The 25,348-nt window shown below is 65.1% G+C and carries 20 protein-coding genes; 8 read left to right on the top strand and 12 right to left on the bottom strand.

Features of this window, described 5'->3' with window-relative positions:
* Positions 1–33: 33 nt before the first annotated feature.
* Positions 34–879: a phloretin hydrolase gene (gene phlG / locus MAB_RS22720; protein WP_005112428.1), complete on the top strand. Its 846-nt coding sequence runs from the start codon at positions 34–36 to the stop codon at positions 877–879.
* Here the strand turns inward: phlG and mmsB are convergent.
* From mmsB to MAB_RS22690, 6 genes are all read right to left on the bottom strand, one after another.
* Entirely contained in the window at positions 876–1,787 is a 912-nt protein-coding gene (gene mmsB, locus MAB_RS22715; RefSeq protein ID WP_005112425.1) for a 3-hydroxyisobutyrate dehydrogenase, read from the bottom strand. The genes phlG and mmsB overlap by 4 nt on opposite strands.
* A gap of 15 nt (positions 1,788–1,802) precedes the next feature.
* Positions 1,803–3,149, bottom strand: a complete 1,347-nt coding sequence (locus MAB_RS22710) for an MFS transporter (RefSeq protein ID WP_005089500.1) — start codon at positions 3,147–3,149, stop codon at positions 1,803–1,805.
* Between the two features lie 76 nt (positions 3,150–3,225).
* Positions 3,226–4,683, bottom strand: coding sequence for an aldehyde dehydrogenase (locus tag MAB_RS22705; RefSeq protein ID WP_005079861.1), 1,458 nt, complete (start codon positions 4,681–4,683; stop codon positions 3,226–3,228).
* Positions 4,680–5,816 carry an Rv3169 family protein gene (locus tag MAB_RS22700; protein WP_005112423.1) on the bottom strand — a complete coding sequence of 379 codons (1,137 nt, stop codon included), beginning with the start codon at positions 5,814–5,816 and terminating at the stop codon, positions 4,680–4,682. The genes MAB_RS22705 and MAB_RS22700 overlap by 4 nt, the downstream gene beginning before the upstream one ends.
* The gene (locus tag MAB_RS22695) at positions 5,813–7,024 is read right to left on the bottom strand and encodes a phosphotransferase family protein (protein WP_005079864.1); all 1,212 of its coding nucleotides are present in this window, start codon (positions 7,022–7,024) and stop codon (positions 5,813–5,815) included. Before MAB_RS22695 ends, MAB_RS22700 begins: the two co-directional genes overlap by 4 nt.
* A 43-nt stretch (positions 7,025–7,067) precedes the next feature.
* Positions 7,068–7,847 carry a class I SAM-dependent methyltransferase gene (locus MAB_RS22690; RefSeq protein WP_005079865.1) on the bottom strand — a complete coding sequence of 260 codons (780 nt, stop codon included), beginning with the start codon at positions 7,845–7,847 and terminating at the stop codon, positions 7,068–7,070.
* Positions 7,848–7,927: 80 nt separating this feature from the next.
* Between MAB_RS22690 and MAB_RS22685 the strand changes: the two genes are divergently transcribed.
* Entirely contained in the window at positions 7,928–9,157 is a 1,230-nt protein-coding gene (locus tag MAB_RS22685; RefSeq protein ID WP_012296766.1) for a glycosyltransferase family 4 protein, read from the top strand.
* Positions 9,158–9,163: 6 nt separating this feature from the next.
* On the opposite strand, the gene MAB_RS22680 is transcribed toward MAB_RS22685, so the two are convergent.
* On the bottom strand, positions 9,164–9,796 hold the full coding sequence (locus tag MAB_RS22680; protein ID WP_005095422.1) for a TetR/AcrR family transcriptional regulator: 633 nt from the start codon (positions 9,794–9,796) through the stop codon (positions 9,164–9,166).
* Positions 9,797–9,894: 98 nt separating this feature from the next.
* On the opposite strand from MAB_RS22680, the gene MAB_RS22675 reads away from it, so the two are divergent.
* Genes MAB_RS22675 through MAB_RS22665 form a run of 3 tightly spaced genes read left to right on the top strand, consistent with a single transcriptional unit; the run spans position 9,895 to position 13,170 of the window.
* Positions 9,895–10,734 carry an SDR family NAD(P)-dependent oxidoreductase gene (locus MAB_RS22675; RefSeq protein WP_005095420.1) on the top strand — a complete coding sequence of 280 codons (840 nt, stop codon included), beginning with the start codon at positions 9,895–9,897 and terminating at the stop codon, positions 10,732–10,734.
* 16 nt (positions 10,735–10,750) lie between these two features.
* Positions 10,751–11,674: a ferritin family protein gene (locus tag MAB_RS22670; RefSeq protein ID WP_005095418.1), complete on the top strand. Its 924-nt coding sequence runs from the start codon at positions 10,751–10,753 to the stop codon at positions 11,672–11,674.
* A complete protein-coding gene (locus MAB_RS22665; protein ID WP_005095417.1) occupies positions 11,671–13,170 on the top strand; it encodes a flavin-containing monooxygenase in 1,500 nt (499 codons plus the stop codon). The genes MAB_RS22670 and MAB_RS22665 overlap by 4 nt, the downstream gene beginning before the upstream one ends.
* A gap of 83 nt (positions 13,171–13,253) precedes the next feature.
* Here MAB_RS22665 and MAB_RS22660 read toward each other — a convergent pair whose 3' ends face one another.
* Together MAB_RS22660 and pgfA are read right to left on the bottom strand one after the other, a co-directional pair.
* Positions 13,254–14,981, bottom strand: a complete 1,728-nt coding sequence (locus MAB_RS22660) for an MmpA family trehalose lipid delivery protein (protein WP_012296764.1) — start codon at positions 14,979–14,981, stop codon at positions 13,254–13,256.
* A 10-nt stretch (positions 14,982–14,991) separates the two neighbouring features.
* Complete coding sequence (gene pgfA, locus MAB_RS22655) at positions 14,992–16,173, bottom strand: cell envelope lipid trafficking protein PgfA (RefSeq protein WP_005079871.1); 1,182 nt, start codon at positions 16,171–16,173, stop codon at positions 14,992–14,994.
* A gap of 191 nt (positions 16,174–16,364) precedes the next feature.
* Here pgfA and MAB_RS22650 point away from each other — a divergent pair, with 191 nt between their 5' ends.
* Positions 16,365–17,543, top strand: coding sequence for an acyltransferase family protein (locus MAB_RS22650; protein ID WP_012296763.1), 1,179 nt, complete (start codon positions 16,365–16,367; stop codon positions 17,541–17,543).
* Here the strand turns inward: MAB_RS22650 and MAB_RS22645 are convergent.
* Both MAB_RS22645 and MAB_RS22640 read right to left on the bottom strand, forming a co-directional pair.
* Positions 17,426–21,658, bottom strand: a complete 4,233-nt coding sequence (locus MAB_RS22645) for an alpha-(1->3)-arabinofuranosyltransferase domain-containing protein (RefSeq protein WP_005112422.1) — start codon at positions 21,656–21,658, stop codon at positions 17,426–17,428. The genes MAB_RS22650 and MAB_RS22645 overlap by 118 nt on opposite strands.
* Before the next feature lie 43 nt (positions 21,659–21,701).
* Positions 21,702–21,875, bottom strand: a complete 174-nt coding sequence (locus MAB_RS22640) for a DUF2613 domain-containing protein (protein ID WP_005063958.1) — start codon at positions 21,873–21,875, stop codon at positions 21,702–21,704.
* A gap of 244 nt (positions 21,876–22,119) precedes the next feature.
* Between MAB_RS22640 and MAB_RS22635 the strand changes: the two genes are divergently transcribed.
* A complete protein-coding gene (locus MAB_RS22635) occupies positions 22,120–23,187 on the top strand; it encodes an NADase-type glycan-binding domain-containing protein (protein WP_005089487.1) in 1,068 nt (355 codons plus the stop codon).
* Between the two features lie 68 nt (positions 23,188–23,255).
* The gene (locus MAB_RS22630) at positions 23,256–24,932 is read left to right on the top strand and encodes a sulfatase-like hydrolase/transferase (protein ID WP_005089485.1); all 1,677 of its coding nucleotides are present in this window, start codon (positions 23,256–23,258) and stop codon (positions 24,930–24,932) included.
* Positions 24,933–25,014: 82 nt separating this feature from the next.
* Here MAB_RS22630 and MAB_RS22625 read toward each other — a convergent pair whose 3' ends face one another.
* Positions 25,015–25,347: a TfoX/Sxy family protein gene (locus MAB_RS22625; RefSeq protein ID WP_005112420.1), complete on the bottom strand. Its 333-nt coding sequence runs from the start codon at positions 25,345–25,347 to the stop codon at positions 25,015–25,017.
* Position 25,348: the final 1 nt, after the last annotated feature.

Below are 25,348 nucleotides of genomic sequence, written 5' to 3'. Positions count from 1 at the left end.
GACATGCAGCAGGCAAAGACAAGGAGACACGCTGTGCACCCCATCACCTACTATCCCGTTGACACCCAGCGGTTGGTCAGAAGCAATGCCGAGCGGATCCGGCACAAACCGTACGCGCACTACTTCAATCCGGACGTCGCCGTGCCCGAGGAGGTGTTTGCGGCGTTGAAGGCTCCGCTCGAGCCCGAGCAGGTGCTGGGTACCTCGAGCACCGAACTCAACCGTTTGTTGGAACCGGGCTACCTGGAGGGCGAGACAGGGTACTGCGGGCTGCCGGACGGGGCGGGCTACACGTCGAGCCTGGTGCGATTCCCCGGGGCCACGCCGGAGATGTTTCGCTGGTGGTTCTGGTGGCATTCCTTTGAACCTGAACGCTATTCACTGTGGCACCCCTGGTGCCACGCCGATATCTGGCGCACAGACCCGGAAACCGAGACCGCGCCCAATCTCACTGATGAACAGCGTTATGTCGGGTCCACGCACCACATCAACGAGTACATCGGGCAGGATCCGCTGGACATCGAGATCACCTTCATTGACCCGGCGCGGTGGGGTTTTGACGCCGATGGGTTCGCGGCCGCCGGGATCGGCGCGCACGCTTGCGGGAGCGTCCTGATGAAGGGTTCGCATATGCGGCTGGCCACCATGGTGCACCTGGCCCGGATCACCGATGACGGCTTTGAACTGCGGTCGCGCTACTGGATCGCGGATCGCGCCGAGCCTCGGCACGATCCGGTAGCCGGCATCGCGCAGTTGACCACGGTGCCCGGATTCAGCGGGGAACGGCAGGCGTATGAACAGCTCGTCCACGATCAAACCGAATTCAACCATCTGGCCACATTCCTTCCCGATATCTACCAGGAATTCGGGCCCCGTTAGGGCGTGTAGCCGCGTGGCGACCCGTCAGGCGTTGCATACTTGACGATCAGCGAGCAGTCCTTGCCGCCAAGCCCTTCGTCGATGAGCTGCTGGAACTGCTCGGTGACCAATGTCGCGGCGGGCAGATTGACTCCGGTGGCCTCCCCGGCGGCCAGTGCCAGGCGGGCGTCCTTGTGCGCCAGATCGACGGTGAAGGTGGCGTCGAAATTGCGGTTGGCGGCGGCGGATTCGATGATGCCCGGTACCGGGTACCAGGTCTGCTGGGCCCAGGAACGGGCCGATGACACCGAACAGATTTCCCAGAACACCTGGGGGTCCAAGCCCAGACGTTCGGCCAGCTGGGAACCCTCGGAGTTGGCCATCATGTCGATGAACAGCATCATGTTGTTGCAGATCTTGGCGGCCACACCGGCTCCGCCGTCACCCGCATGAATGACACGCCCAGCCATCGGCTTGATGTAATCGGTTGCTGCGCCCACATTTTCCAGTTCGCCGCCGAGCATGAAGCACAGCGTGGCGGCCCGCGCGCCACTGATCCCGCCGGACACCGGGGCATCGACGAATCGGAAACCCCGGCGCGCCGATTCGGCGTGACAGTATCGCGAGGTTTCGATGTCGACGGTGGAACTGTCCACCAGAAGTGTTGACGGCGAGGCGTTTTCCCAGATTCCGTAGGGGCCTTCGAACACCGAGCGGACGTGCTCGCCCTTGGGCAGCATCGTGAACACGACCTCGGCGCCGGCCAGCACTTCGGCGATCTCCTCCACCACGGTGACGCCCGTCGTCTCCGCCGCGGCCAGTGCGTCACCCGAGAGGTCGAAACCACGCACGGTGTGCCCGGCCGCCACCAGATTGGCGGCCATCGGGCCGCCCATGTTTCCCAAACCGATCCAGCCATAGGTCGCCATCAGACCAACCTAGCGTTAGGTGCGCGCCCTGTCGGCGGCATCGAGCTCATGTAGCGAGCTGCCTCTGGTTTCCGGCAGCGACCACACCGCGAACAGTGTGATGGGGGCGACGGCCGCCAGATAGACCGCGACCGGCACCCAACTGTGGTACCTGCCGAGCAGGGCGGTGCCGATGACCGGAGCCAGCGACCCGGCGAAGATCGAGGTCACTTGATAGCCCACCGACACTCCGGAATAGCGCATCCGGGTGGGGAACATCTCTGCCATGATCGCCGGCTGTCCCGCGAACATCAGTGAGTGCACCAGCAGCCCGATCACGATGGCCGTCAAGATCACCCACTCGTTCCGGGTATTGAACATCGGGAAGGCGATAAAGCCCCAGCCCGCGGACAGCAGCGCCCCCAGCGCGTACGGTGCCCGCCGCCCCGCAATATCGGTGTAGCGGCCCACGATCGGTAGGGCGATCGCCTGAACCACGTGAGCAATCAGCAGCAGTAACAGGATTCGCCGGGTATCCATGTGCAGCTGGGTCTTGAGATACGTGATGGAGAAGGTGACCACCATGTAGTAGAGGATGTTCTCTGCCACCCGCAGACCCATGGCAGTGAATACCCCGCGTGGATACCGGCGGAACACCTCGATGACGCCATAGGAGCTGGCTTTGTTCCGCTCGATCTCCTTGCGGGCCTCGTGGAAGATAGGCGCGTCGGATATGCGGGTGCGGATGTAGTACCCGATTGCCACGATGATCACCGACAGCCAGAAGCCCACCCGCCAGCCCCAGGCCATGAACGCAGAATCGGAGAGCGTCCAGGACAAGGTGAGCAGCACCAGAGTGGCCAGCAGGTTGCCCAACGGCACCGCCGCCTGCGGCCAGCTCGCCCAGAACCCGCGTTGCGAGTCGGGGGAGTGCTCGGCCACCAACAGCACCGCACCGCCCCATTCCCCACCCACCGCGAAACCCTGTAGGAACCGCAGGCCCACCAACAGCATCGGTGCGGCATAGCCGACCTGGGCAAAGGTCGGCAGACAGCCCATCAGGAAGGTGGCGACGCCAACCAGCACGATCGCGATCTGCAGGAGGTGCTTGCGCCCGTACCGATCCCCGAAGTGCCCGAAAACGATTCCGCCGATGGGGCGGGCGACGAAACCGACCGCGTAGGTGAGAAATGCCTTGATGATGTTGTCGAGGTCGTTTCCCCCGGCCTGCACAGCGGGGAAGAAGACCTTGTTGAAGACGAGTGTCGCGGCGGTGGCGTAGAGAAAGAACTCGTACCACTCGACGACGGTGCCGGCCATCGAGGCCGCGACGACCTTGCGCAGACCCGATGGAGCAGCGTCGGCCTCGGCTGTGGTGGACACAGCCGAACCCTAGCGTCGAGTGCGAGCCTCACGCGGTTTTCAGGCGAGATTTCCGCGCGAGGCTCGCACTCGATGGCTAAATCGATTCGAGGGTGTAACCCATCGGCAGCAGTACGCTCTTGAGCTCGCAGTACTCCTCGATGCCCTCGGGCCCGTTCTCGCGGCCGATACCCGACTGCTTGTAGCCGCCGAACGGGCAGCTCGGATCGAAGGCATACCAGTTGATGCCGTAGGTGCCGGTGCGGATCTGCGCGGCGACCTCCAGGCCCTTCTGCACATCGGTGGTCCACACACTGCCCGCCAGCCCGTAATTCGAGTCATTGGCGATCTTGACCGCCTCGTCCACCGAGTCGTAGGCGATGATCGACAACACCGGGCCGAAGATTTCCTCTTGTGCGATGGTCATCGAGTTGTCGACATCGGCAAAAATCGTGGGCTGCACAAAGTATCCGCCATCCAAGCCCTCGGGGCGCTTGCCGCCGTAGGCCAGTCGCGCACCCTCTGCGATGCCCTTGGCGATGTAGCCCTCGACCCGAGTGCGCTGCTTCTCTGTGATCAGCGGACCGACCTGGGTGGCCGGATCGTCGGGCAATCCGACGCCCATCAGCGAAACCATGCCGACGATGCCGTCGACCACCTCGTCGTACCGTGACCGTGGCGCCAGTACGCGGGTCTGGTTGACGCAGCCCTGGCCGGCGTTCATCAGCCCGGAGAACACCAGCATCGGCAGCGCGGCCGCCAGGTCCGCGTCCTCCAGCACGATGGCAGCGGACTTGCCGCCCAGCTCCAGCGTTACCTTTTTGAGGTTCTTCGCGGCGATCTCGGCAATCTCCTTGCCGACGGCGGTGCTGCCGGTGAAGCTGAACACGTCGACGTCGGGGTTATTGGTCAGTGCCCGGCCCGTCTCGGCGCCGCCAGGTACCACCGACAGCACGCCCTCGGGCACACCCGCCTCGGCGAACACCTCCGCCAGGATGAAGCTGGACAGCGGTGTTTCGGCGGCGGGCTTGAGCACCACGGCGCACCCGGCGAGGAACGCGGGACCGATCTTGTTGAGCGCCAGGAACAGCGGCACATTCCAGGCCGCGATGGCCGCCACCACACCGGCGGGTTCGCGGGTTACCAGTGTCTGGCCGTAGGCGCCGTTGCGCAGTTCCTTCCACTTCACCGCATCCGCGGCGTTGGCGTAGTACTGAATGGCGCCAAAGCCACCCATCCACTGCAGTGTCTCGATAACCATCGGGGGAGCGCCGGTTTCGTCGGCGATGGCCTTGCAGATCTCGTCCTTGCGAGATTCGAGCAGCGACACCGCCTTCTGCAGCACGGCCTGACGCTCGTGCGGGGTCAGTCTGGGCCACGGGCCGTTGTCGAACGCACGGCGGGCGGCGCTCACGGCGGCGTCGACGTCGGCCGGGGAGGCCAGCGGACACTGGCCCACCTTTTGGCCGGTGGCGGGCGAGATGACCTCGATCACCTGGTCGGTGGCGGGCTCGGTCCAAACGCCACCGATGAAGAGTTTGTCGTAGTTCGTCATGAATCGCTGTCTCTTTCCTGATGTGTATCAACGAATCCGGTGAAGCCGGAGGGTTTATGCGGGCCTATCGGCCCGAACTCGAACAGTCCACTGCCGTGGGTCTCGACGCCGTTCTCGATGAGCCGGAACGTTGCGAGATTGTCTACGGGGCACAGCAGTTTGAGCGTCGCGTCTAGCTCGGCGGTCTTGTAGCGCTTGCCCTGCACGACGAGGTCGCCCTGCCACATGCCGTGGCGCCAGTCCGGATCCAGGCCGTATCCGGTGCCGAAGCCGAAATAGTGCGGCAGCACGATGTCGGCCGTTATGGTGATGTCGCCCAACGTGACCACCGCCGAACGCGCTTCGCGCGTGCCGGGGATCAGGGTGATGTCGTGTGCGATGGGGCCGAGCTCCTCGATCCCCTTCGACGGATCGCGCCACACTCGCCGCGCGCCGCTGACCACCTTGTTGCCGTGCTCATCCTCCTGATTGATGAACACGATCGAGTACTGGGGGAACGAGATCACGTTGTAGAGCCAGAAGAAGCCGCCGGCCAGCGTGGCACGCCGCCCGGCGGGCTCACCCTCACCGACAGGGCGGATACCCCAGGATCGATCGCGGTTACCCGACCAGTTGACGCCGTCCAGCTCGTGGGTGGTGCCGTCGATCGTCAGTTGCCCTGTCCAGGTACCTGTTTGGGCAAACCGGGAGGTGTCGAACATGACACGACCGAGCTGGCGCTGGTAATGACCGGGCTCCAGGGACGCCGGTATTTCGCCGGTGTAGGTGAGATCAAAGCTGATGTCGTAGGTGGCATCGTGCCAGCCCGGCTCCAGGATGACCCGCACCTTCTTGAGGCCCTCGACGACCTCGATCCGGTACGGCCCGACAGTCAGATCGGCGCGGTCGTCGCCCAGCGCACGAGAGGCCCGGAACACCACGATGTCGTCGCCATTGCGCACCGATGCAAAGGCGTCGGTGACACCCAAGTTCGGATAGACGCCCAGCCCGGTGATCAGATACGGCAGGTCGGCACGGCCACCGTGACAGCCAAAGTAGTAGCGGTCGTAGAAGTTCCGGTCCGAGGTGCCGACATGGCGGACCACGTCGGCGATCTGGTGGATCGGGTAGTCGTCGAAGGGGGACAGACTCATGCCTTGACCCCCGCCCAGTAGGTACCGTTCAGCATCTTCTCCAGCGTGGCCCGGTGCAGGATCAGGTCATCGGGGTCGTCCGGCATCTGCGCCTGCCCGAAGGCCATGGCGCGCATCTGGATCCGCGCCATGATGACGGCGTGCTGCAATGCCGCGTACGCGGTGTAGAAGTCCAGGTCGGCGGCGTGGTGCCCGGTAAGGGCGGCGTATTCGGCGGCGATGTCCTCGCGTTTGCAGAAGTCCGGCAGGCCCGGCAGGGTGGCGACCTCGGCCAAATCCTGGAAGAAGCGGTGCAGGAAAATGATCCAGCCCAAATCCAGTTCGCGGGGCCCGACGCTCGCCATCTCCCAGTCCAGCAGCGCCACCGGTTCGAAATCACGGTAGATGACATTGCCCGGACGCGAGTCGCCCCAGCTGACGACGTCTATTGGGCGTCCCACGCCCGACAGAGACTCCTCGGGCCAGTTCTCGCGCAGCCACTCAAAGCCGCGGTCGATCAACGGGATCGTCGGCCCGTCGCCGCGCACCCATTCGTAGAACTCGTGGGTGCGGCGCACATGGGCGTCCAGGCCGGTCTCGCCCTCGCGGGCGTCGTTGAGGAACGCGAAGCGCTCGACGGGTGCGGCGTGGATGCGCGCGAGTTGATCGACGGTGAGTCGTTGCATCTTGCGGCGGTCGGCCTCGGAGGCTTCGGTCACCCATGAGCCGAACGTGTACGGCATGCGGTCCGGGGGGACATCGCCGTCCACCCGATCCATCACGAAAAATTCACCGCCGAGCACCGCGGTGTCGTCGCAGTACCAACGCACCGGCGGAACCACGGCGGAGGAATGACGGCCCAGGGTGTCCATGACGTCGAACTGGCGGCGCATGTCGTAGCTCGGGAACACCGGGCTCGAGTCGGGCTGAGGTGCGGTCCTGATCACCAGACGATGGGCGGTGCGTTGGCCGTTCTCGGTCCATTGGGCGTCGGCCAGGATCGTCTCGCTGGACATCCCGTTGGCGCTCGGTAGTTCGGCGTGATCCACGCTGAGCGCGGCATCGGCCGGCAGCTGGCCGGATATCCAGTCGGTAAGGGCGCCGCGCAAGGTTTCCGGATCTCGTTGAGATTCCGCGGGACGTGCGACGTCCTCGTGCGTCGCTGTCTGCTCAGTCAAGGTGTCGTGACTTCCGTTTCTGTCCGCCTCGTTGCGTGACGCACGCAACACTACCGGGGAGTCAGGGGAAGTGGAACCTGTTGCAATTCAGGATTCAGCGGGGGCGCAGGACAAGCACCAAATTGCTCACCAGAACCTCCCGCAGAGCGGGAATTTTGGTGATCCACCATGCCCATTTTGGGTGGTAGCGAGGAAATGCGGCCGTCAGCGTGCCCGTGTCGCGGGCCCACCGGAGCCCGTCGCGCACCGACACGGGGAAAAGTGACGACCCGTAGTTATTCTTGGGTGGATGCCCGTGCTTGCGGGTGTACCAGCGAGCTGCGCGGGCACCCCCGAAATAGTGCGTCAGGCCCATTTCGTGGCCTCCGAACGGGCCCAGCCAAACGGTGTACGACAAGATCGCCAGTCCGCCGGGCCGGGTGACGCGCAACATCTCCTCGCCCAGCCGCCAGGGCTGCGGTACATGTTCGGCGACATTCGATGACAGGCAGATGTCCACGCTGTTGTCGGCCAGGGGCAGCGCCATCCCGGATGCGCGCAGGTATGTCGTGCGGGGGTCTTGAATGCCGCGGTGTCCTTGGGGGGCTGCGTGCATCTCGCGGGGATCGGGTTCGACGCCGATGTACCGTGCTCCGGCATCGGCGAATGCGGACGCGAAGTAGCCCGGTCCGCCGCCGACATCCAGCACCGTGCGGCCCCGCAATGCGACGCCTTCTGCCTGCTGCCATAGGTCTGTGATCAGGTGAACAGTGTCTTGCGCGAGCGTGCCGTAAAAGCGCTCTGGCGCACTCTGCTCAAAGCGAAAAGCCGTCAGCAGGCTGGTGGAACGTCGAAGTGTAGCCCGCTGGGCAAACAAATCGGTGATATCCGGCACGGGCTCCCGTCCTGCTCGGTTCCTCTTGAGAATGACAGAAATTTCTGGAGGCCCACCCTAACGGCCTAGGGTGCTTAACGGTGTTTAGCGAACTGTCAGATCAGCAGGACCTCCCACGGGAGGTCCTCATGCTGTGTTGGCGAGACACTGCCCATCCGCAGGGCGGCGGCAGTGAGACATACCTGCAACGCATTGGCGCGGAGCTGGCCGCATCCGGGGTCAAGGTGACCTTGCGATGTGCCGCCCACCCGGGCGCACCCCGCCGCGAGGTGGTGGACGGGGTCCATATCTCGCGGGCCGGCGGCCGTTTCACGGTGTACCCACGGGCGTTGCTGTCGTTGTTGGCCAGTCGTCTGGGTTTGGGCGCGCTGCGTGATGTGCGCCCTGACGTCGTTATCGACACGCAAAACGGCATCCCCTTCTTCGCGAGTACGGTTGCGCCCGCGCCGGTGGTGGTGCTGGTGCACCACTGCCATCGGGAACAGTGGCCGGTGGCAGGACCGCTCGTCGGCAGGCTGGGCTGGTGGCTGGAATCGCGTTTGTCTCCTCGGATGCACCGGCGCAATCAGTATCTGACGGTCTCGCAGCCGTCCGCGTCGGATCTGGTGGCCCTGGGCGTGGAAGCCGGCCGGATAGCGGTGGTGCGCAACGGCGTCGACCAGACCGATCCCCGCATCGCCGGTGACGCGATGAACGTGCGCAGTGAGACCCCCCGTGCCGTGGTGCTCTCGCGGCTGGTACCGCACAAGCAGATCGAGCACGCGCTGACAACCCTGGCGGTGTTGCGTGACCACGTGCCCGACGTGCATCTCGATGTGGTCGGCGATGGTTGGTGGATGGATCCTCTGGTGGAATATGCTGCCCGACTTGGAGTTTCCGATGCGGTGACTTTCCATGGGTACCTTGACGAGGAATCGAAGCATCAGGTGCTGCAGCGCGCCTGGGTGCACCTGATGCCGTCCCGCAAGGAGGGTTGGGGCCTGGCCGTCACCGAGGCCGCGCAGCACGGAGTGCCCACGGTCGGCTATCGATCCTCCGGCGGGCTCACCGACTCGGTCACCGATGGCATCACGGGTCTTTTGTGCCGTGATCAGGATGAGTTTGTCCGGCATACCGCGACTCTGTTGGCAGACAACAAGCTTCGTTACCGCATGGGTGAAGCGGCACGAGCTCGCTGTGCCGACCTCTCATGGCGGCGCAGCGCGGCCGGCGTCTCGGCCGTGCTCAAGGCGGCAATGGATGGGGCTCCGATCTCGGGCATCATCGGTGCCGAACCGGAGATTGCCCCGCAGGTTGAGATTCCGGCCTGATTTCGTCTAGCCGGCCGCGAGATACCGCGAAGCTAGCGTGGCCCCGATCCGCGTACTGTGCTCGATCAGCTCATCGGCGCTGACGTCGAGAAGCCCAGAGCGCCAAGCGTTGACCAGCTCACTGAACCCGCCGATGCCGACCAGGGTGTCCATCCGGAAGCCGGTTCGATCGATGTTCTTCACCAGATAGGGTTCGGCGGCGGCGATCAGAACCGCGGTGGCTTGATGCAGCAGATCTATCCGCCGCTGCTCCAGCACGGCGCTACCGACGTGCCGGACAAAGATGATGTCTGCCCAACCCGGGTCGCCGGAAACCCGTTCGACCACAAGGGTGATTGTCTTGCGGAGGGTGTCCAGTGGGGGACGGTCGGGGTCCTCCGCGACGATGGCAGAGATCTGCGCGATGAGTTCGTCGCGCACGCCGTCCCAGACGGCGGCAAGCAGATCCTCGCGATCGGCGAAGTCCTCATAGAAGTACCGGTCGTTCAATGAGGTTCGGGCGCACACGCCCCGCATGGTGACGGCGGCCCAGCCCTGTTCGATCCAGATTTCCTGGGCGGCGCCGACCAGTCGCTCTCGGCGTTCAGCACGGCGCTGCGCCGCGGTACGTCCGCCCCATAAACCCGGTGATGCCGCCATCGCCCCATGTTGACAGCCGCGCGCACCGTAGGTCAAAGTGGTGGCATGTGCAGTCAGTTATGGCAGGTGCCACCAAAGTGTGCTGAGGTGGCCTCGTGGTGAGCCTTTTGGGGTTCGGGCGTGGCGAGCGCCGCACGCGCAAGGTGGATGCGGTGGTCACCGGTGCGGCCAGCGGTATCGGCCGGGCATTCGCTGTGGAACTGGCTCGCCGAGGCGGACGGGTGGTGTGCGCCGATGTGGACCTGCCCGGCGCGAAGGAGACCGCCGCGCTGATCGGGGAGCGTGCCATCGAGGCCGCCTGTGATGTATCGGTGTTCGACGAGGTGGAAGCCCTGGCCGACACCGCCGAGGAATGGTTTGGGAAACCCAGTGATCTGGTGATCAACAACGCGGGCATCGGTGCGGGCGGTCAGGTTGTCGGCGCGGCCCCGCTTGCCGATTGGCAGAAGACACTCGGGGTGAACCTATGGGGTGTCATCCACGGTAGCCACGTTTTCGCGCCGCGTCTGCGGGCGCTGGGACGTGGCGGGATCATCAACGTCGCCTCGGCGGCGAGCTTCGCGGCCGCACCGCGCATGGGGGCCTACAACGTCAGTAAGGCCGGCGTACTGGCGCTCTCGGAGACGCTTGCCGCCGAGCTCAGCGGTACCGGTGTGGCCGTGACGGTCCTGTGCCCGACCTTTGTCAAGACCAGCATCGTAGACAGTGGCATCATCGAGGAGTCCGCAGCCCGTCTGGCCGCTACCGCCATGAAATGGACTGGTGTTTCGGCAGACTCGGTGGCTCGTGGGTGCCTCGACGCACATGACAGGGGCCAGCTCTACGTGCTCCCGCAGTTCGACGCCCGGTTCATGTGGCAGGCCAAGCGCCTGGCCCCTGACACCTATACCAAGGCACTCGGCATCGCCGAACGATTCTCCCGCCAGCGCGGAAACTGACCAGGAAGGAAGAACGATGGCAATCGCACTCGACAGCATTCTTGCGACCATCAAGGACAAGCAGTGGGCACTGGCCGACATCGACTGGGACGCACCAGGTGCTGACCAAGTCACCGAGGAGCAACGCCCCACGCTCAAGGAGTTCATGTCCGACCTGGTGTGGATCGAGAATGTGGGTGCGCGCGGGTTCGCGGCACTGGCCAAGAAGGCGCCCGACGAAGATCTCAAGCAAATCTACACTTACTTTCATGCCGAGGAGCAGCGGCACGCCAACGCCGAACTGGCTCTCATGCGCCGTTGGGGAATGATCGAAGAAGGCGAAATGCCGGTGCCCAACAAGAACATCCGGCTTGTCATCGAATGGCTCGATCGTTACAGCGACAGCCTGTCGTTGGCGTCGTTGGGCACGGTGATTCCTTCGCTGGAGACCGCCCTGGACGGGGCGTTGGTCAAGTTCCTGCTCGACGAGGTCAACGACCCGGTATGCCACGAGGTGTTCCGTCACATCAATAGTGACGAATCCCGGCATCTGGCAGTGGGATTCCAAGTCTTGGACATGCTGGGGGCCAGCTCCATGCGCCAGCTCATCATCGAAACCGTCGGTACCTTCGTCAAACCGTCGGTGATGTTGGGACTGTTGGTCTACTCGCCCCTGCTTACCCGGATGGTCACCAACATCTCGGCGATGGGTCTTTCCGAAGAAAAGCTGTACAACGCGATCAAGAGGTACGAGAACGTCGGCGAGCGTAGCGAGAACACCCGTAGGTTGCCGGCGTATCACCTCATCAAGTACCACGCACGTATCGCCATCAACCAGACCCAACCATTCCAGTTTGTCTCCGAATCCATGGGTAAGGCCATTGACCTGTTCCCGATCAAGGTGCTGGGCAAGACCCCGACGTGGTCGCAGGAACTGACCTACGAGCCGGTGTCGCGATGACCGAGGTACTGATCGTCGGTGCGGGCTTCGCCGGTCTGGGCACTGCTATTCGCCTACTGGAGAAGGGAATCGAGGATTTTGTCATCCTGGAGCGCGGCGACGATGTCGGCGGCACCTGGCGCGACAACTCCTACCCCGGAGCAGCCTGCGATATCCCGTCGCTGCTCTACTCGTATTCCTTCGAACAGAACCCGCAATGGTCCAGGGCGTACTCGGGCGGCTCGGAGATCCTCGGCTATATCCAGCGCATGGTCGACAAACACCAGCTGCGACGCTTCATCAAATTCGGTGTCGATGTCACCGGGCTGACATTCGACGACAGCACCGGGATGTGGACCGCCGATACCGCCGCCGGTGAGATCTTCACCGGGCGTTGCGCCGTGATGGCAGCCGGACCGCTGGCCAATGTCAGCTGGCCCGATATCCGTGGGCTCGACAGCTACACCGGGCACAAGATTCACAGTGCGCGCTGGGACCATGACTACGAGATGAGCGGTAAGCATGTCGCGGTGATCGGTACCGGAGCCAGTGGCGTACAGATCATTCCGGAGCTGGTCAAGACGGCAGCCCGGGTCAAGGTCTTCCAGCGGACGCCCGGCTGGGTGTTGCCGCGGTTGGACTTCCAGCATCCTGATTGGGCGCAAAGGGTTTTCGGTAGTAGTCCAGCGGTTCAGAATCTGGCCCGTCAGGCCTGGTACTGGACGCACGAGGCTGCCGCGGTGGGTATGGTCTGGGATACCCCGGTCACCACGCTCATCCAATGGATCGCGAAGGCGAACCTGCGTCGACAGATCAGCGATCCGTGGGTCCGCCGTCAATTGACCCCGGATTTCCGTGCGGGGTGCAAGCGGATGTTGATGACCAGCGACTACTACGCGGCGCTGGAGAAGGACAACTGCAAGCTGATCACGTGGCCGATCGCGACATTGTCGCCCAACGGGATTCGCACGGCAGACGGCATCGAACACGATGTGGATTGCATTGTGTTCGCGACCGGGTTCGACGTGTGTAAGGCCGGTACCCCGTTCCCCATCGCAGGGCTTGATGGTAGGAAGCTTGCCGACGAATGGTCGGGTGGCGCCTACGCGTACAAGAGCGTGAATGTTTCGGGGTACCCGAATCTGTTCTTCACGTTCGGCCCCAACTCGGGGCCCGGGCACAATTCCGCGTTGGTGTACATGGAGGCGCAGATCGACTACATCGTACAGGCGATCGGCATCGTGCGGGCCAAGGACCTGTTGACGCTCGACGTCCGCAAGGACCGGCAGGACCGGTTCAACGAAGACATTCAGCGGCGGCTGGGTAAGACCACCTGGAATTCGGGCTGCCAGAGCTGGTATCTGACCGAGGACGGCAAGAACACCACCATGTTCCCGGGGTTCGCCACTCAGTTCGCGCGCCAACTGCGAACGGTTGAACTGGACGACTACAGCTTTACCTCTGGCGCGGCGGCCGCGTCGGCGGCCAAGCCCCCCGTAGACGCATCCATCGGATAGGCGGGCTTTCACGCTTGGGCCGATCACTTTGTGCCGGGCAATTGGGCTGTGGCGCAGCCGCTCTTGGTTGCGCTGGATGTGGCTCAGTTGTCCGAATCAGGTGTACAGATCTTGGGATCCTGGGTGCCACCCGACCCCACCTGCCGCGTGTGCTGGCGGCGAAACACGGCGACCCCGCCCGCCGCGAGCAACGCGATCCACACCAGGTGCGCCGCGATGACGGCGGCCCGCCGGCCCGGGGGTGCCGCGATGGGGTTCCACGGGCCGGGCACCCGGTACAGCGCGATATCGCCGTCGCGGTAGGCCGTGTCGAGTTGTGCCAGTGTTTTCGACGAAACCGCTTGTTGGCCAGGGGTGTCTGCCTGCACGACAACCCAGCCGACGCCGTGCGCCGCTAGTTCCCGCGGCGCGGCTCCGGCACGCAGCAGTTCCTCGACCTGGCGCCCGCGAGTACCGTCGCCGCGCACATCGTGCCCGTCGACACGCAAGTCGCCGCTGCTCACCGTGTCGGCGCGAATCCAGCGAGGAAATGGATCCAGCACTGGGATCGACGACGGCCCCCACGGGTACTGGCGCATGGTCTCCGGCGGTAGCACCGCCACTGGATGTGGATCGGCATTGATGTGGGCCGCGACAGCGTTCCATCCAGACGGATATTTCACCGCCGTCATCCGGCCGCCGACGCCCCATGCCAAGTCTGGGAGGGTGAATATCAATGCCGCACAAGCAAGTCCGGCTGCAAGGTACTGCGAAGAGCGCTCGCGCACCGCGATGACGGCGGCGGCACCCGCCACTGCGTACGCGGGCATCGCCAACGCCACCCATTTCTGGCCGTCGCGCAGGATACCTAGCCCCGGCACCTCGGTGATGAGCCAGGTGGTCAGTGTCAACCCGGGCCCGGTCGCCAGCAGGGCCGGAATAATCACGGCTGCAACGGCTATGCCCAGCAATCCGAGAGCCTTGCGCGCGCGCCACAACACCGCCGCACCGACCGCGACCACGATAAGCAGCACCACCGAGAACACCAGCGCGAACAAGGTCGTGCGTGAGGCGGGCACCGCCGACGCGTTCCACATGCCGCCCAATGAGGCCAGACTGCCGAGGGTGCCCAGTCCCGGCTCGGCCCGTGCCGCGAACGCGTGGACCCCCGCCGCGTCCCCGGCCGGTACGGCGGCTCCCAGCCCCGATGCCACCAGCCACGGCATCGCGGCGAGCACCGAAATCGCCAGCACACCAACCCTTGACCGGCGATCCGTTGCCGCGGCAAGCCCGACTATCAGCGCCAACACCGTCCCCGTTGGCGTGAGTCCGGCCACCGCGATCCAGAACGCGAGTGGACACCAAGCGCCAAGATTGGTTGCCGTGCGCAGCCGGATGACGGTCAGCGCGATCCACGGTAGACAGCCATAGCCGACCAGCAGGCTCCAGTGTCCTTGTAGAAGCCGCTCGGCCACATAGGGATTCCAGATGGCGATGGTGGCCGCCACTAGTTCTCCCGGAATACCCGCGGCCGGCACCAGTTGGGCGGCAAGACGTGCCGCGCCCCATCCGGCAAGCCATAATCCCAGCGCGAGAAGCATCTTGACCAGGACTCCACCGTCGACCAGCACCGTCATGACCGCAATGAAGAAGTCTTGAGGGACGGCACGCGGGGCGGCTTCACCGACACCCAGTGCGGTATCGGTCACATACGACCGCGGCGTCGAGACGGCATCGCGAATCAGCAGATAGCCGGGGGCAGCCAGAGGGGCGGTGACGGCCGCCGCCAAAGCCAGTGCGTAGAGCGGGGGGATAAGGCCTATGCGGCGCAAGACGTCCCGGCTAGAGGTGGTTTCGGGGCGACGGGAATTTGTCGGTGTCGGCCTCGCTGGCGGGCGGTTTCTCCGGCCCGCGACGACCAAAGAACCCGTGATCCACGGTGTCCAGCCCAGGATCGATCAGCGCCGATTCGGCCCGCAGGCTAAACGACCCCAGCAGTCCGCCACCGACCAGTGCGACGACGCCCAGGGCGGCGAAGGTGATCGGCAGGATGTTGGACCAGATGGCGAGACTGTCGCGGGTGTCGCGCGCGGCCTTCACCTGCTTCTCGACGGTCTCGTCGTTGGACTGCACGGTGTAGTCCACCATGGGGACCTCGGGCTTGAGCGCGTCACGCGAGTAGTAGTGCAGTGCATGCTCTTTGCTCTTGACGATGATGCCGCTGACCGGGTCGACCCAAAACTCGCGCTGTGCCGCGTAGTAGCGCGTCATGGTGATCTCATCGTCCTCGTGTTCGGCCTCCACGCCCCACTGCTGGGCACGGGCTGTCACCTTGGAGTCCTCATCCTTGTCATACAACGAGGGGTAGGCGACGGGCTCCACCAGCTTTCCGTTCGCGTCGTAGCCGACGTTCTGGGTGAAGTGGTAGGCGGTGAGCCCGTTGACGTCCTCTTCGCCGGTGTAGTTGGCGTCGAAGGCGCGCTGGGCGACAACGTCGAAGTACTGGTACGTCTTCTTCTCGGTGTCGAAGGGGAACCGGTAGCTCAACCCCTCGTGCTTGAGTGCGATCGTCGTCGGCGGCGTCTCGTCCTCGATGGCACGCGGCTTTTGCACGCTGCCGCCCGGGTTGTCGTCGCTGGAGATCGCCTCGGCCGAATGCCGGTCCACGGTGACGGTGTCGACCGTGGCAAGGACCAAGCCCGCGTCACCCTGCTTGTCGGTCCGGCGCAGAGTGATGCCCGCCTGCAGGCCGACCTTGGTGGCATCGGCAGGACTGACCGTGCTGATCTGTTCCTGCAGCGCCAGCGGCCTGTCCGGGTCGGCAATGAACTTCTGGCCGGATAGCGAAGCTGGGTCTAGCGCGCGGCCCTTGCCCTCGCTGACCAACGTGGCGTCCCAGTCGAGCGGAATCTTTGCAAGCCGGTTGCTGGTGTACGTGCTGAGCAACAGTGCAGCGATGATGAGCGCCGAACCGAGCCCCAGCAGCCCGCACGCTGCGATACGCATCATGACCCCGCGGTTCACTGTGGACGAACCCTCCTTAACGTGCGGTAGCCCCGGTTCCGGCGGTAGCCGGATGACACACCATGCCCAGGGCAAATCTGTCTGACCCTAACAGTCGCGGCCGTTAGGTGGTCATTCGCGATCGTACGGATTCGCAGGTCCTGGTCCGGTCGAATGTCGTCGGATCGGCTTAGAACCGTACCCTCGGCTGGGTGAGCGCAGCGCCAGCATCGGCTCCGGCCGTCCATGCGCGGGGCTTTGTACCCGCGCTGGAGGGCATGCGCGCCTGCGCTGCGATGGGCGTTGTCGTTACGCATACCGCCTTCCAGACGGGCCACACCGGTGGCGTGGACGGCCGCATCCTGGGCCGCTTCGACCTGGCAGTGGCCGTCTTCTTCGCGCTATCGGGGTTTCTGCTGTGGCGACCCCACGCACTGGCCGCAGGTGGGGGGGCCCGGCCTGCCCCGACCGGGCGCTACTTCGCGTCGCGGTTTGTGCGCATCGTCCCGGCCTACCTGGCCGCGGTCTTCATCGTGCTGTTGCTGCTACCGGATGCGGCCGGAGCCCGCGGCATCGTCTGGCTGGCCAACCTGACGCTCACACAGCTGTATATCCCGCTAACCCTCACCGCAGGTTTGACACAGATGTGGAGCCTGGCGGTAGAGGTCGCGTTCTACATCGCGTTGCCCGCCATCGCGCTGCTCATGCGAAGGGCGCCGGTCGGGTGGCGGGCTCCGCTCCTGACGGCGGCGGGAGCGGCGAGCCTCGGCTGGTCGTTCATTCCCTTTCACCCGCCCGCCGGCATCAATCCGTTGACGTGGCCGCCCGCCTTCTTCTCCTGGTTCGTCGCAGGGATGCTGCTGGCCGAATGGAGCGCGGCTCCGCCCTCCTGGGCGCTGCGTCTGGCCCGTCGGCGGGTGCTGCTGGCCGGGGTGGCTCTCAGCGCCTTCGGGGTCGCGGCGTCGCCTCTGGCTGGCCCGGAGGGCCTGATTCAGGCGCCGCCGCACCAGTACGCCGTCAAGATCGCGATGGGCGCGACGCTGGCCTGGGCCCTGTTGATGCCGCTGACCCTTGATGCGTCCGACACGCCGCACCGGATCCTGGGTAGTCCGTTGATGGTGACGCTTGGCCGGTGGTCCTATGGCCTGTTCATCTGGCACCTGGCCGCACTGAATATGGTGTTCACGGTCATCGGCCGGTTTCCGTTCAGCGGGCATTTCCCGTCGGTGCTGATTCTCACCCTGATCTTCGGTTTCGCCATGGCGGCGGTGAGTTACGCGCTGGTCGAATCCCCTTCACGGGAGGCGCTGCGCCGCTTCCAGCAGCGACGTGATGGCAGGCGTACCGCCGCCAATGCCACGGAGGCCACCGAGATCAGCGCCAGCAGCTGAATCCACCACGAGTGGCCGGTGTAGCCGCCCACCGAGCGCCACGGGTGCCGTGAGAGAGCTGCACCGGCCAGCAGCAGCGAGCCACCCGCGAGGTACACCCCGGCGGCGGTGACCGCGCGTAGTGGCCATCGAGTCCAGACCTTGAACGCCAGCGCTGCCAGGCCGACGGCCATCCCCGAGATACCGCTGATCGCGGTGAGCGCAGCCAATACCGCGACACCGGCGGCCGGGCCCGCGCACCAGGGGGCCACGGGGGGCAGCGTTGTTCGGCCTCGCGCCGGTAGCAGGGCCAAGCACGCCAGGATGGGCAGCAGCGCCAACCCGCCGAACAACCCCGCCCGGTACCAGGTGTTGAGGCCGAAGGTCAGCGTGATCTTGCCCCCGTCACCGGCCGGAAGCACCCAGCCCTGTTGCCATCCGTTGACGCGCACCGGGGTAAGCAGGTGCCCCTGCGCATCGCGCGCCGCCCAGCCGGGGTTGATGCTTTCGGGCACCGCCAGTACCCGCTCGTGTGCGGACGGCTCGGCGGTGACTTCGCGCCGGTCTGGTCCCCAGGCGCCCTTCGGGGCAACCGTCATCGTCGCGGAGGCGGGCTCGGTGGCCGCAGCGGTCAGTTGCACCCCGTCGACGATGAACTGCTGACTCGGATTGACCGTCACATCCTGAATGCCGGCCCCGGTGGCGATGGGGCTGGTGTCGCAAGGGGTGGCCTGAATCACGGTGCCGTCCAAGAGCTCACGCACAGTCGCGGTGATGGACATGGGTACGAAGCGCCCGGCCAACGCGAGAATCGGCCCGCGATTGCACCCGATGGTGATCTTGCGCTTGCTGTTCGCCGCGTTGTCGGCGGGGGCGATCGGCCGGTGATCCGCGTCCAACGCGATCACCTCGGCGATACCGGGTGGCTTGAGCTGATCGAATCCCAAAGCGGTGCGGTCGATGATGTCGGTCCAGTCGGTCACCGTGACGGTGATGGTGTCGGTGATGGACGGATGCAGGGCCAGCTCGGTGACGTCGGCCTTGGGGTCGATGGACCGCAGCTGCGGACCGTCTCCGAGATTGATGGCCACCTGCTTGGGATGCGCGGGTACCTCGGTCCGGCTGGGGCGCAACCGAATTGCGCCGATGGCAGTGGGTTTGGGCAGTTTGATGACGAGGGAGGGCAGATGCAGGCGTTGTACCGAATCCTGTGGTGCCGTCCAGACGGTGCCCGGATCGCCGTCAGTGGCCGCGTACGACGAGCCCTGAGGATCGATCACATCGGAGTCGCCGGTGGCGACAGTGGTCCCGGGTTGCTGGATCAGGTCGCGCAGCTGCGGCCCCGGACGTGCCCGCACCCATAACCGAGGAGTCAATGAAACAGGCTGGGGCACCGTCAATGTGCGGATGAAGGTGCCGGGTTCCTCGGGCGCCAGGGAAAGTGTGGCGGCGCACCGCAACCGTTGCGGGGAAGGGGCGCACCCCGATCGGCCCTGCAGGGGTGAGCCCAGATCCCAGCCGAGGGGATTGTCACCTGCCGGCGGCGGGGGGACGGTCGCGCTGTGGCGCAGGTCGACGGTGTGGGCGAACCCGGCGGCATCGTATTGCGTAAGGGACAGTTCAGTCACTCCGAACTGCACGCCGGAGGTACCGTCATCGGTCCCGGTGGCGGTGACCTTCACCCAGGTGGTCTCGCCGGGACGCAACGCGATGTTGAGCGGCTGGCCCGGTTCATCGAATCGCACCGAGGTCGTGCCGTTGTCGGTCTCGACCTCGAGCCGGCGCACCTGTGCCCCCAGGGCGGTGGCGCTGGGCGTGACGGTGAGGATCGCGTTGGTTATCGGCCGGTCCAAATCGATGCGAATCCATTGTCCAAGTGCGGCTTCCAAGGAGCTACTGACCCAGCTGGTCGCGTTGTCGCGATCAATAGCGGCCGCCGTGCTGGTACCCGGTGCCACATTGGGCAGTGCGGTGGAATCCGACGCGGAGCTGGAGGCGGTGATGGTTCCGCCCGTCCAACTTCCGTTGACGAGTGGAACGCCGGTGGCCGGATAGTCGGGGACACGATTGAAGGTGCGGCGTTTGTCTCCGGGCGCGCGAATGGCGGAGGAATGGTCGTCGACCCGGCCGTAGTCGGTCTCTCGCGCCAACGGGGTATCGGTGACCACGGCAGGTCCAGGCCGCAGGCCGGCCTGCGCAGCGTCGGTAGCCAACAGGGACGGGCCCAGCGGAGGCTCGTTCAGTTGGCGGCGGCGCTCATTCAGCCGCAGGAGCGCCTCGGGCCCGCCCGCCACGCGGGGCATGGTGTCGATATCGGTGAAGTACGGCTCGCCGTCATGGTCGTTCGCGCCAACCGCGTAGATCTCGACCGCCGGGTACTGGGGCCGCAGATCGCTGTCCGCGACAAAGCCTTCCACAGCCCCGGCCCCGACCGGGTCGCCGAACTGTGCCACTTTGGTCAGCCCCGGGGACCCTTCGATGGTGTGGTGTACCAAGATCGGCCGGGCGGACCGAGAGGTGTCGGGATCGAGATCATTGCGCACCACCAGATAGGAGATGCCTTGCTCCCTGAGAGTGTCCGCCAGTCCGTCCGACGGCCGGCCCGCGGCGAACAATTGCTGTACCGAATCGATGGCCCGGATGGTTTCCGGGGGCGTCAACGGGATGGAATCGCGGACTCCCCATGGGGTTTGCCCCAATGCCTGCAGCGGCTCGTCGCGGGTAAGCCCCCAGGTCTGGATGGCGAACGGGGCGCCCGGCACCACGAGTGCGCGTCCACCGGTGTCATGATCGGCCAGCCAGTGCGCCGTATCGTTCCAGTATCCGGGGATGGCGTCGAAGCCGCCGCGGGGTACCAGGCGGCCGGTCCAGGCCAGTGACGTGCTGGCGGCGAGCGCTACCAGGAGCACGATCGCAAAGGCGACGGCGCGATTGCGTTCCGGCCGTGCCAGCGCCGAGAGCCATTGCCGCACGGGCACACTGGCAGGTAGCGGTATCCGCGACAACGCATGCGCCAGGCCGAGGATCAACGGCAGCCGGATCAGCGGCTCCAGCTTGTGCACATTGCGCAGTGGGGTGCCGCCGTCGTCCAGGAAGAATTGAATCTGTTGGGCAATAGGTGATCCGAGCGCACCGGTATACCCGGCGGTCAGCAGCACCAAGCCGATCAGAAGCACGGCGACCAGCCGCCCGCGGGCGGGCATGCCCCGCATCGCCAGCCCGGCCATGCCGGCCGCGGCGAGCATCGTGGTGGCGATGACCATCGCCGACTGGGTGACCAGCGAGGACCCTGCGGTGGCGGTCGGGGCCACGAACGGCGTCCAACTGTCGGTTCCACGCAGCACCTCGGTCAGCGACGTCCATTGCGTGGTAACGCCGGAGGATTCGATGAAGTCGAGGAACTTGGGGCTGATCTTGCCGAAGATGAGTAAGGCCACGATCCACCACGTGCTGGCCAGCGCCAGGCAGGGAATCCACCATGCGGTGAATCGCCACCATGTCCGGTTTGGCCGGTGTGCCAACCACCAGATGACGGCCACCCCACAGGCCAATGCGGTGGCCACGGCGTTGACGGCACCCATCAAGGCGACCGCCACGGCCGATAACGCGGCAGCCCGCCGCGGTGACATGCGGCCCTGGAAGGTCAGGATGAGCGGCAGCAGCACCCATGGCGCCAGCATCATGGGCAAGGTTTCCGAGGAGATCGCGCCCAGGGTGGTCAGTACCCGGGGAGACAGTGCAAAGGCGACGGCCGCGATGATCCGCGAGCCGCGGGTACCGATACCCAGTGCCTCTGCGACACGGATGAGGCCCCAGAACCCGGCAACGATGAGCAGCGCCCACCACAGCCGCTGTGTCACCCAGGCCGGAACTCCCAGCAGGTGGCCCAGTGAGAAGAAGGCGCCGTGGGGGAACAGGTACCCGTACGCCTGATTCTGGGCCTGTCCGAAGGGCAGATCACTGCTCCAGAGATTCAGGGCGCGCGCCGCGAACCGCAGCGGGTTGATCGCCAAGTCCAGCTTGGTATCGGGGGATATCTGCCCGGGTGATTGGGAGAATGTCAGCAGCAGTGAGACGGCAGCGGCAACCGCAAGCCACCGCCGGCTGAGGGCAGAAGAGTCAAGGCGGTATGTCACGGCTCAGGAAATGCGGCGCGGCGCGGTCGGGAGCCGCGAGATGTCAGCTCCGGTTGCCGTAATCGGGCCGGTTCAGAATCGCCGTCGACGGGTCGATACCGGTGACCACGGGCTTCTTGTCCTGCTCGACCGACAGCGTCAGACCGAACACCGCAGCGGCGCCCAGCAGCAGCCCGATCAGCACGCTCGCGGCGGCCGGCACCACAAATCTGGTCATCGGAGCTCCTCTAGGTCATGCAGATACAGCGGCCAAACTAGCACGTTCTGCTCCAGCAACGATTCTCCGGCGGACAAGTCGTCTCAATGCTGCGACGATCAGCTGGGACCTCATAGGTGAGGTCAGGGGGTGGGCGCACGGCCAGAATGCACGACCGAGGAATATGTTTAACCGTGAACAGACCGGCATGGCGAGTGGCCACCCGGGGCTGCTTGCGCCTACCCGTGCGGAATAATGGCCGCCCATGACCGGTCCATACAACTACGGACCGGCGCCGGACTACGACGCGGAGCTCGCCGCGGCGCACAATCCGGCGCTACCGCAGGATCAGTTACTACGGCTGTGGCATACCCGGCCCGATCTGCGTCAGGCCCTGGCGCAGCTGCCGGCCTGCCCGCCCAGCCTGGCCGCACAGGTGCAGTTCTCCGATCCGTGGCGCGATCCCAATGCTCGATCGCATCGCGGGATCATCATGGCCTTCGCGATGCTGGCAGGCGTGCTCGTCATCGTCGGTCTCGGATATGTCGGGTACATGGCGGTGCACGGTGACGGCACCACCACGCAGACACACGGGATGCTTCCGCCGAACGACCCGAAGACGACGAGCAGCAGCGCTGCGACCACCACCACCGCGCCGCCTCCCGTGCCGTCGAGCCCGATCAAGCCGGTCGACGTGTCGACCAACTGCGTGCAGGCCGAGGACGGCACCGATAGCAATGGCGTGAAGTACGTCTACGACCCTGCCAAGGCATTCGACAACGATCCGCTCACCGCGTGGCGCTGTCAGTGGAAGGAGCAGGACGGTCAGTCGATCACGGCCAAGTTCGATCACCCGACACTGGTCACCTCGGTCGGGTTGATCCCCGGGTATGCGAAGACCGATATCGACGGATCGGACCGTTTTGCGCAGAACCGCAAGATCACTCGCGTGCGTTGGGAATTCAGCGACGGTAGCTCGGTCAAGCAGCAGGTACCGGTCAGCCGTGCGTTGGCCAGTATCAAGGTCAACGTGGTGACCGATTCGGTGACCATGGTCATCGAGGCCACCGAACCCGGCGTGTCGATCGTGAACAAGAGCGGACAGCGCCAGGACGCTTTCAATGGCCTGGTATCGGTCAGTGAGGTCGAGATCATGGGCACACAACCCCCGGCATCCGAAGGCCCGGCACCAGCACCCGTCGTACCGCCGGGACCGCCGGTGGGCGCTCCACCTCCGATGCCGACACCAGGACAGGCACCGCTTGCCCCATCGCCGGGGGCATCGCCGGCGCCTGTCGCGCCTACCGCTCGCCCGGCACCGGCGCGGCCGTAGCGGCTCGTATCCAAAACCCGCGGAGCTCTTCTGAGCTCATTGCCAGGAATTGCGGTTACGTTGAATCCATGGCCGAGCTCAACCGCAGGACCGTACTTACCACCGGGGCGATTGCGGCTGGTGCCGCTGCCGTCGGTTTCGGGGGATATGAACTCCTCGGTACGCCGAGGCGCAACAGTTCTTCCGGGTCGGACGGGAACAAGCCGAACATCTTGGTGATCGTGGTGGATCAGATGCGGGCCCCGCAGTGGTTCCCGGATGTTCAGAAACTGACCAATATCTTGCCGAATCTGAGCCGCTTGCACAGGGACAGTGTCAGTTTCGCATCGCATTACACGGCCTCGAATATGTGCACGCCGTCTCGAGGCGCTATGACCACTGGCCTGTATTCGCACCAGACCGGATGTCTCTATACCGGGGAGGGACCCAGTGAATCGAGCCTGGCCCCGCAGTTCCCCACCTGGGGCACGATGCTGCGACAGCAGGGATACCGTACGTGGTGGTGGGGCAAGTGGCATCTGGGCGACTGGAGCGACACCAATCCTGAGGGTCTTGATGCTCACGGCTTCTCGGGCGGAACCTTCCCCTCCCCGAATGGCATGCCGAATCAGGGACTGCAGAAGGACCCGGGCATCGTCGACCAATTCGCGGGATGGTTCGATGCGGAGGCCGGTAAGGGGCCGTGGTGCACCACCGTCTCCCTGGTGAATCCGCACGACATCTGCTGGTGGCCGAAAAACCCTCTCCCGGAGGATGTTCCGCATTGGTTTGACGGGCTGCCCGTCAACTTCCAAACTCCCGATGAACTGCGGCAGCATGGTAAGCCGCGGCTGCAGATCGACTATGCCAATTTCATGTCGCCGATCATGACGGGCGCGGTCACCTACTCGGGTCCCGACATGGCTCGCCAGTGGGCTCGCTGCCTGGACATGTATTTGTGGTTGCAGCAACAGGTGGATGCCCAGATCGGCCGGGTGTTGGACAAGCTGGCATCACGTCCGGAGATCGACGGCAACACGATCGTGGTGTTCACGTCCGATCACGGGGAATATGCGGGTTCACATGGGTTGCGCGGCAAGGGAGCGACGGCCTACGAGGAGGCCATTCGGGTGCCGCTGTACATTCGTGATCCGCAGGGTGTGCTGACCCCGAAGCCCGGTGAGACGCGTACTCAGCTCACCTCCAGCGTTGACCTCGCGCCGCTGCTGCTGACCATCGGGTCCGGTGGCAACGCGTGGCGCTCAGATCCGCGCTTCTCCTATCTGGCGGCGCGTGCCGATATTGCCGCTATCGCGAAAAACAATGCGGCAGGGCGTAAATGGATCGCCCATGTCACCGATGACATGTCGGTGGAGGAGATGGCGACCCTGCTCAAGGATCCCCGGATCCGTGCGGTCATGGGGGAGAACGCACCCACCGAGATCCCCACTTCGGCGGCGAGTCACATCGTCGCGGTGCGCACCGCCGAGGCCAAGCTGGCCAACTACTCGTACTGGAAGCCCGGGGGCATGCGGATCGACACCTCACGACCATCCGAGCACGAGTTCTACGACTATTCAACGCCTTCCGGAAAGCAAGAATCACAGAATCAGGCCGGCGACAGCACCAAACAAGCACAGTTGCAGGCGCTCATCGACAACGAGGTGTTGCCCGAAGTGCAGGCGCCGCTACCGGCCTTCCTGGGCCAGGCCCAAGAACAGGGCCTGGCCGATATGCAGAAGCTGATGGTGCTGCGTGGGGGATAGACGTCTGCCCCGTCTTCGCCGAGCGTGAAGCTGTTGCGGAGATTCGGGCGTTATCTCGCAACAGCTTCACGCTCGGCGCGGGCTACTTGGGTGGAAGTGAGCCGGCGTACGCCAGCGCGCGTTTGACCCACGGTTCCAGCTGTCGCCTGGTGCGCACGCCCTCGGCGTCGATACTCAGCCAGCCATCCATCTCGCGCCCACCCATCACCATCCGGCTCACGTGCGGTTTGGCGACAAGGGCCTCGGTGTCGCGGGGGTCGCAGCGGGCCAGCAGCCCTCCCTCGCGCTTGGCGGCAACCGTCATGTGCCCGTGCACCAGGAATGCCAGTCCGCCGAACATCCGTTTCTCGGTGACGCCCTTGGTCGTGGCGATCACCTCGCGGATGCGCTCGACCAGGTCTTCGTCGTAGGCCATG

Source organism: Mycobacteroides abscessus ATCC 19977, from assembly GCF_000069185.1.
Lineage (GTDB): Bacteria > Actinomycetota > Actinomycetes > Mycobacteriales > Mycobacteriaceae > Mycobacterium > Mycobacterium abscessus.
Note: the sequence above shows the minus strand (reverse complement) of the source record. Positions and strands in the feature narration are given on the sequence as shown.